8 protein-coding genes and 1 pseudogene are annotated in these 7,750 nt (G+C 70.3%); 7 read left to right on the forward strand and 2 right to left on the reverse strand.

All coding sequences use genetic code 11. The features are described 5' to 3' along the window. Together FCI23_RS52830 and FCI23_RS52835 are read left to right on the forward strand one after the other, a co-directional pair. Positions 1-200 (forward strand): annotated as a pseudogene (locus FCI23_RS52830) (IS3 family transposase); the annotation flags it as partial. A 185-nt stretch (positions 201-385) separates the two neighbouring features. Further along, positions 386-1,105 carry an Lsr2 family DNA-binding protein gene (locus tag FCI23_RS52835; RefSeq protein ID WP_136731149.1) on the forward strand — a complete coding sequence of 240 codons (720 nt, stop codon included), beginning with the start codon at positions 386-388 and terminating at the stop codon, positions 1,103-1,105. 108 nt (positions 1,106-1,213) lie between these two features. Here FCI23_RS52835 and FCI23_RS52840 read toward each other — a convergent pair whose 3' ends face one another. Then, the gene (locus FCI23_RS52840; RefSeq protein WP_136731152.1) at positions 1,214-2,044 is read right to left on the reverse strand and encodes a hypothetical protein; all 831 of its coding nucleotides are present in this window, start codon (positions 2,042-2,044) and stop codon (positions 1,214-1,216) included. Positions 2,045-2,445: 401 nt separating this feature from the next. Here FCI23_RS52840 and FCI23_RS52845 point away from each other — a divergent pair, with 401 nt between their 5' ends. After that, a complete protein-coding gene (locus tag FCI23_RS52845; RefSeq protein WP_169317433.1) occupies positions 2,446-2,634 on the forward strand; it encodes an HNH endonuclease signature motif containing protein in 189 nt (62 codons plus the stop codon). A 358-nt stretch (positions 2,635-2,992) separates the two neighbouring features. Here FCI23_RS52845 and FCI23_RS57840 read toward each other — a convergent pair whose 3' ends face one another. Then, on the reverse strand, positions 2,993-3,130 hold the full coding sequence (locus FCI23_RS57840; protein WP_169317434.1) for a hypothetical protein: 138 nt from the start codon (positions 3,128-3,130) through the stop codon (positions 2,993-2,995). Positions 3,131-3,144: 14 nt separating this feature from the next. Here FCI23_RS57840 and FCI23_RS52850 point away from each other — a divergent pair, with 14 nt between their 5' ends. The 4 genes from FCI23_RS52850 to tpg form a co-directional block, all read left to right on the forward strand. After that, a complete protein-coding gene (locus FCI23_RS52850; RefSeq protein ID WP_136731156.1) occupies positions 3,145-3,342 on the forward strand; it encodes a hypothetical protein in 198 nt (65 codons plus the stop codon). 476 nt (positions 3,343-3,818) lie between these two features. After that, positions 3,819-5,039, forward strand: a complete 1,221-nt coding sequence (locus FCI23_RS52855; protein WP_136731159.1) for a hypothetical protein — start codon at positions 3,819-3,821, stop codon at positions 5,037-5,039. Positions 5,040-5,143: 104 nt separating this feature from the next. Next, positions 5,144-7,375 (forward strand): telomere-associated protein Tap, encoded by a 2,232-nt coding sequence (tap, locus tag FCI23_RS52860; RefSeq protein ID WP_136731161.1) that lies wholly within the window; start codon positions 5,144-5,146, stop codon positions 7,373-7,375. 6 nt (positions 7,376-7,381) lie between these two features. Continuing rightward, the coding region (tpg, locus tag FCI23_RS52865) for a telomere-protecting terminal protein Tpg (protein ID WP_136731163.1) at positions 7,382-7,750 on the forward strand (369 nt) is incomplete at its 3' end.

The following is a 7,750-nucleotide window of genomic DNA, read 5'->3' on the forward strand; positions in this document are numbered from 1 at the left end:
ACACCCCGTTCGACGTGCATTTCGGCCTCGCCGAACAGCTCCGCGAGATGCGCGCCGACGTCCTGGACGCCGTCTACGCCAAGCATCCCGAACGCTTCGTCCGCAAGGCCCCCGAGCCATCCAAGCTCCCCGAGGCCGCCTGGATCAACAAGCCCGACCAACCCCGACCGGACGAGCAAACAATCCCGACACAGGGATAGAACGATCTACCTGCCTTGATCACGTTGACAGGTTCCGTTCCGTTGTTCTCCTCCGGTGTTTGCGTTCAGCAGCGCTATGCGCGCCGCGGGCAGGTGGGCAATAGCCATGAAGGTGAACGTCAGGGGAAATTCGCCTACGCTCAGTGGACTCGACCGAGCAGTTCCCAATGTTAAAGGTGGAAGTTGTGCGCATCACTATTGACTCGCAGGAGCCCCTGGAGCACGTCTTGCGAGTTGTCAGCGCCGTGTACGGGCGCACGCTAACCGTCGAGGAGGAGCCCGGGCAGCCTGCGTCGAGCCCCGTCCCGGAGCAGCAAGAGGAGCTCCGGGCGCCGCAGGAGGTGCCCGCGGAACCGCAGGCTGGGCCGCAGGAGATCCGTGAGACTCAGCCGGAGCAGGAGGAGAACCAGGAACCGCAGGCGGACCTTCCCCAGCCTGACCAACCGCGTGCCCGCGGACGCAAGACGGCAGGGACGGGGCGCGCCCGCAAGGCGGCCTCTGCTCCGAAGGCAACTCCCGTCGCCGAAGCCGGCGTAAAGGGCCGGGCGAGCAAGAAGGCCGCTGCGGGGAAGGCGGCGTCCACTGCGACGGCGGCCCCCAGTGACGAGGCAGTCCCCGCTGCGGAAGCTGCGGGAACCGGCGTAAAGCGCCGGGCGAGCAAGAAGGCCGCTGCTGCGAAGGCAGCTCCCAGTGAGGAGGCGGCCTCCGTTGAGGGAGCCGGCAGGGCCCGTAGGACGCACCAGACGAGCAAGGCGACTGCCTCCGCTGGCGGTAACGGAGGCGTCCCTGCGCAGCGCAGCTTGGCGCAGGTACGGGCCTGGGCGCGGGAGAACAACAAAGAGGTCAGCACACGAGGCCCAATTCCCGCCGGATTGATGGCCGCCTACGACGAGGCCCACGCCTAAAGTCTCGCGCCCCGAGCCCTCGCCAGCCACCACATGTCGACCATCTTTGAACCTGCCGGCGGATCCGGTGTCACGGACGATGTATCAGCCCGGCGAGCTGGCCCAGGGTCATTCTTCGTGCTCGGCCGCGTCGGTGCTGCTGCGCTGGTTGCGGGCTTCCTTGACGGCGCGCTCCCATTTCCAGGCCGGCTCGTTGTGCCGGTCCGCGAGCTCGGCGGCGACGCCGCGGCAGTAGCCGCCGATCTCGCGCAGGTAGTCCAGGGCGGTGTTGATGCGTTGCTCGGTCTCGGGCTTGCGGTCACGGTGCTGTGGGCCGGCGGGTCGCCCGGCGGCGCCGGTGCGCTTGCGGTCGAAGTCCTGCAGGTCGCTGCGGCGGAAGGCGGGGATCTGCCGGCCGGTGGGGCAAGCGACGGTGCCGACTGGCTCCGGGAAGTAGCCGGGGTTGGCGCCCAGGTACTTGCGGATGACGCCGGGACCGGCGAAGTTGAACCACTGCGCTGCCTGGTTGATGAAGATCCGCTCGTCGGCATCGCCGCCGCACCATCTTGCGGTACCCGCACCCCTGCCGGTCCGGGCGGCAGGTGCAGTACGCGACGTTAGACGGGCACCGCCACCCCGTCCCCCGCCATGCGTGTTGTCCTGTTCGGCGGTCCGGATGACGGCCGCAGGATCGTGATCGCCCATGTGCCAGCCGATCGGATCGTTCACTGCCTCGACGGCGGGTACGCCTATCTCCTCACCGAGGATACGAACGAGGAGGGGTACCGGGTTGCCGTCATGGTGTACGACTGAGCCGCTCCCGGTCGCCGAGTGGTGGCCGCTCCTGTCGCGCAGCGGCGGGGCGCCGGACGCCGCCGGGCCCAGGTGCGCACCGGCGTCTTCGCGTCGCGGGAGCGAGGCCCGGTGCGTCGGGGGCCGACCGGGCTTCGCTGGTTCCATCTCACCCGAGAACGCGTCACTTCGCAGCCGGAGTGGAGCTACTGGGCTCGGTAAACGCCACCTACCAGCGTGCCCGCCGGCGCCGGGCCTTTGGCCGATCCAGCGACCTGCCGGGCTGAAGCCGAAAGCGGCAGCGGGCTGTCTCTGCGGGCGGAGCCGCACATGCGCCCAAGGATGCATGCGACCGCCTCCAGGGAGGCAGAGTACCGGGGGTTATGCCGACAGGTTGAGGAAGGGGAGCGGGCCGGAAAGGACCGGGACCGGCGCTTACGGCTGGCGAGCGCCGGGTGCGTTGTTCAGCGGCACGCCGGGCCGTACTGCTGCGCAGCCAGGGCCGCTGTGAGAACCCGCAGTGCTTGATGCCCGATCTGCCGTACCGGACCAAGGCAGGAGAGCCCCTGTTGGAGGCCGATCACATCGATGATCATGCGAAAGGCGGACGTGATTACCCGTCGGTCATGATCGCGCTGTGCCCCAACTGCCACCGGAACAAGACCCATGGCCAGGATGGACCCGCACTGGCCGAGCGCCTGCGGGTGGTGGCGGCATCGCTGCACGGGCGCTGGCAGAAACTCCACCCGCCGCGATGAGCGGCCCGCTCCGCGGTGGGCCGCAGGGTTCCGTTCACTTCAGGTACAGGGGCATGATCGTCGGGTGAGCGATGAGATGCAGGCCGGGCCTCAGCCCGGCAGCGCGCCTTCCACGGCGGGGAAACCGGTGCAGGCCGTGCTGCGGCTGGCCGCGCCGCGGCGCTGCACCGTGGACGACCACATGTTCCGCGCACCGGGCAGCATAGGGCGGGAGGCGACGTTCCGGCTGCAGTTGTTCACCGCCCCCGCTGGTGGACTCGGAGGAGCCGCTGATGCTGCCTGCCGGAGCACGCGCACGGCGACGGCCAGGCAGCGACCATGACGCCCGGACAAGGACGGCGGCAGCGGAAGTGAGTGGTCAGGTTGTGGTGGGCCAAGAGCGCAGCAGAGCGGCGATTCGGGCGGCGGTGCAGGTGGGGTCGAGGAGGACGACGCGCAAGGCGGCCCCGTCCTGGTGGGTCGATTTGACGGAGATGTTGGAGGCTTCGAGGTACATGACCCCGGTCGCGCATGACCGGCAGCCGAAGCGCGCCAAATATCGGCGCGCTCACCAGCTCCGGTTTCGACGTCCGTGACGAGGACGTAGCCCGCCTCTCCCCGTTCGTGCGCCACCATGTCAACACGCTGGGCCGGTACTCCTTCCAGCTCCCTGATCTGCCTGGAGGGCTTCGGCCTCTGCGTGACCCGGAGGCCGTCGACGAGGAATGACCGTGCGGTGGTCCGCACTGCCGGATGGGGGGGACTGCGGCACGCGGTTGTTGGCCAGGCGTTCGCGGTGCAGACGCCGTTCGCGCCACCAGGCCAGGCGGTCAGCGGAGTTCTGCGGGAAGACCGACCGGATGATGACGGTGGCGGTGGCGGGCAGCGAGAGCAGCAGCACGGCCCACCAGGGGGCACCAGTAGCGAGGAGGTTCACCTCTCCACGCCCCTGTCGCCCGTCGGGCCCACTGCGGTACGGCGGTGTTGTCGGGGACGTCGGGCGGGGGGTGTGCGAGGTTTCATAGGGCGTCCCTTCGAGGCAGCCGGGCCGTCCGGGTAGAGCCGGGCGGCCGGTGAGGATGCCTCCATTGCGCCGCAATCCGCGAGCCGAGCCGAGCAAGCCGGACACATCAGGTGAAGCTCCGGACAGGCCCGGACCTGCGGCGTTAAGCTCCGGACGATTCCGGACACCTGGGGGTGGCGTGATGGTGGACAGCGCACAGGGACCTGTCGAGGAGTTCGCCGCATGGCTGCGGCAGATGAGGCTCGTAGGCGGCGATCTGTCGGTACGCGAGCTCGTGCGCCGCACCGAGCAAGACGGCCTGCGGGTCGCCCGCAGCACCTTGCAGGACGCCCTGGACGCCAAACGGCTGCCGTCAATCGACAACGCGGTGGCGATGGTGCGGGCGATGACCGGCGACGAAGCGGCGGTCGACGATTGCCGCACCCGGTGGTGGCGGGCCCGCTCGGCGGTGACCGGAGTGCCGATGCCGCCTCCGCCCGCACCGCCGAGCGCCCGCCGTCCGCATTCCCCGGCTGTGCTGCCCCCGTCCGCTGCCGTCCCGCGGACCGATCAGGCAGGCGCGGACACGGGCTGGCCCCGCGTACCGGCGATGGCGCCGGAGCGCCTGCCGGTGTGGAAGCGCAAGAAGACCGCGCTCATCAGCTTCGCCGCCGTGCTGGCGGTGGCCGCCGGCAGCATTTACGGCGTCTACGCCGCGGACTCCCCCCGCAGCTCGAGCGGTGCTCCCAACCCGACGCACAGCTCCACCCCCGGCGCCGCCACCGCCGCAGCAGGCACCGCCTCCGCTCCCTTGCCGCCTTACCTGCACATCCAGGCCGAGGTCGGCGGCTGCCTCCCCACCGGCTACTACGACGAAACCGCCGCGCAGTACCAACAGCACCCCAGCAGCAACGGCCGGCGAGTGGGCCAGGGAACGATCGACATCACCAACCAGACCTCCTCAAACGAGGCGGTCCTCCTGACCGGATTGCATGTCCTGGTCCGCCACCGCCAGCCCGCCCCCACCACCGGCATCGTCGTGGGAGACGGCCAGTGCGGCGCCGCCCAGGCCGTACGCCCCTTCACCACCGACTTGGACAAGCCCGGCCCCGTAGCCATCGCCCAACCCGACCCGGGAGGCCCCAACGACCCCGGTCATCCACCGGTGACCTTCCCTTTCAAGATCTCGCCCGGAGACCCCGAAGTCTTTGAACTCACGGCGAAGGACACCACCTGCGACTGCGCCATCGCCGTAGAGATCGACTGGGTTGCCGCGGGCAAGGCAGGCAAGACCATTCTGGACAACGGCGGCCACGGCTTCAGTGTCCTGGCCGCTCCCGACCTCCCGGCCTACCAACTCGGCGGCCCCCACAACGACAAGCTCGTCCCCGCCAAGTACAAGGACATCGTCCTCGGCAGTTGACCGGGCCGTTCGTTGCGCACCCCCGGCGCCATGTACGCGAAATGTTAGGTTCTTAGTACGCGAAATGTTTATTTCACGCTATACTGTGGGGCAGGAGGTGTTCCATGTCCGAGTTGTTTGACGCGGTCGACGCCCTGATCGCCGGGCAGTCGCTGCTGCCCCCGCCCGCGGAACGGGCGCGGCTGCGCAAGGCCCACGGTCTGTCCCAGGACCAGGTCGCCCAGGCGCTGGAGGTGCGCCGGCCGACCGTCGTGTCGTGGGAGAGCGGCAAGACCGAGCCCAGGTCGCCGCAGCGCGACGCCTACGCCCGGCTGCTGGACAAGCTCGCGGAGCTCTACCCTGCCAACACCCCGGTGCCCGCGCAGGACACGGCGGTGCCCGAGACGTTCGCCGGCCCCTCCGCGCCCGTGCCGCGCGAGGCCGAGTCCGGAGAACCGCGACCTCTGTCCACAGGTCCGGCCCCGGATGCTGCGGCCATGACTACTGAACAGAGCACCCCGCAGCGCCCCGCGCCCGTTCCGTCCCGTACGGCGGCCGCCACCAGGCCGTCGTCGACGTCGCGGCGTCCGGCTGCGAAGAAGGCCACCGCGAAGCCCGTCGCGGCCGCCGTCGACCCGCGCTTCGCCCACGGGCCGCTCGCGGTCGTCGACGTCGAGGACGGGCAGGTCTTCGCGTACTGCGTCGGCGGCCTGGTCCTGGACGTGCCCGCCAAGTCCATCCCGGCCCTGGTCGACTGGACGCTGTCGGAGGCGATGCTGGGCGCGCCCAGGCTGAGCGGGCCGGGCAAGGACGCCGACCCGCTGATCGTGCTCACCGAGGCCGCGTGCGAGCGTTACGGCCTTCCGCTCCACCTCACCGAGGAGGAGCGCCTGTCGGGTCGGCTGCCGGAGGGCCACAAGGTCATCAAGCAGCTCGCGCGGGCGGAGTGGAAGCTGACGAAGCGCGGGTTCGGGCCGTGGGCGCGGATCTACCGCCCGGCCCAGGGCTCCGACCGGATGTGCGTGCAGCTGTGCATCCCGGGCTGGGACGCGCTCGATACCCGGCACTGGGCCGATGCCGGGCAGCTTCCGCCGGCGGAACTCGCCCGGCTCCTGGGCACGTACGCGTCCCGGGTGATGACGCCGCGCGGTTCCACCGCCGTGACCGGCCTGGAGCTGATGACCGCACTGCACCCGCCCACGCGGGCCAGCGAACCGGACGCCAGCGGCAAGCGGCACAGCGAGCACAACCCGGGCTCGCTGGGTAAGGACCCGGTCGACTGCGCGCCGTGCGAGGCCCCCGACGGGCACCCGCTGCTCGCCGACCTGCCCAGGTTCCACCGGCGCACCCCGGCCGAGGTGCTGCTGGAGGAGGCGTACGACTGGGCGCGCCCGATCACCGACGCGGAGTGCCTCAAGCCGCACCTGGTGGGCATCGACGTGAACATGGCCTTCGCCGCCGGCGCGAACGGCACGATCGTCGGCCTCGGTGCGCCGACCCGGGTCAAGAGCCCGGTCTTCGACCCGAAGCTGCCCGGCTCCTGGCTGGTCGACCTCTCGCACGTCGATCTGTCGCGGGTGCTGGTCGGCAAGGAGTGGCAGGAGCTGGACGGGGATCTGCTGCCCAGCCCGTTCACGCGCAAGGGCGACCGGCCCGAGGGGCCGGCCTGGTACGCGACGCCGACCGTGGCGTACGCAGTCGAACTCGGCTACGACGTCGCCCCCATCGAGGCGTGGGTGCGCTACGAGAACGGCCGGTTCCTGGACGGCTGGTACAACCGGCTGCGCGACGCGTACGTGGCGACGATGGCCGACCTGGGCGTCACCGCCGACCTGTCACCGCAGGACTTCCTGACCGCGATGGCAGAGCACAAACAGGTGGACCCGCAGCTGGCGATCGTGCTGTCCGCGGTGAAGGCCACAGTGAAGGGCGGCATCGGCAAGCTCCGCGAGCGGCCCCGCGGCGAAGGCTGGAAGCCCGGCGAGCCGTGGCGGGCGCTGTCCCGCCCGACGTGGCGCCCGGACATCCGCGCCGCCGTCATCTCCAAGACCCGCATCAACATGCACCGCAAGATGCTCAAGCACGCGGCCGCCACCGGCCAGTACCCGGTCGCGATCCTGTCCGACTGCGCCGTGTACGCCGCCGACGGCCCCAGCCCGCTGGACTTCCTGCCCTACATCGACGGCAAGCCCCTGCCGGGCGGCTTCCGCCTCGGTGTCAGCCCGGGGATGGTCAAGCACGAGGGCACCCAGACCACCTTGTGGGCCGAGGGCGTGCGGGAGCAGTACGGCCAGGAGCTCAACCTGGCCCGGTACATCAAGGACGGCAACGTCACCAACGAGGACGACGGAGAGTAGACCGCGATGAGCATGTTCGGGGACGGCCTGGACAAGGCGGTGCAGAAGGCGTTCACCCGCCCGATCCCGAAGTCGGCCGGCGCCCAGATGCGGTACCTGGTCAAGCAGCTCAAGGGCACCAAGGCGGTCGCCCAGATGCTGCGGGTCTCCCAGCGCACCGTCGAGCGGTACGTGAAGGACCAGCTCAAGCGCCCCCGCAAGGACCTCGCCGCCCGCATAGAGCGTGAGGTCAAGAGGCGGTGGCAGCCGCAGATCCGGGAGAAGGCGAAGAAGACGGCGGCGACCACCGGCGGCATCGTCATCGACACCCGGGCCCGGCTCGGCTACACCGCCCCGATCGGCACCACCGACCAGGACCGGATCCGCCATCTCACT

The sequence above is a fragment of the Actinacidiphila oryziradicis genome (assembly GCF_005047355.1).
GTDB classification, from domain to species: domain Bacteria; phylum Actinomycetota; class Actinomycetes; order Streptomycetales; family Streptomycetaceae; genus Actinacidiphila; species Actinacidiphila oryziradicis.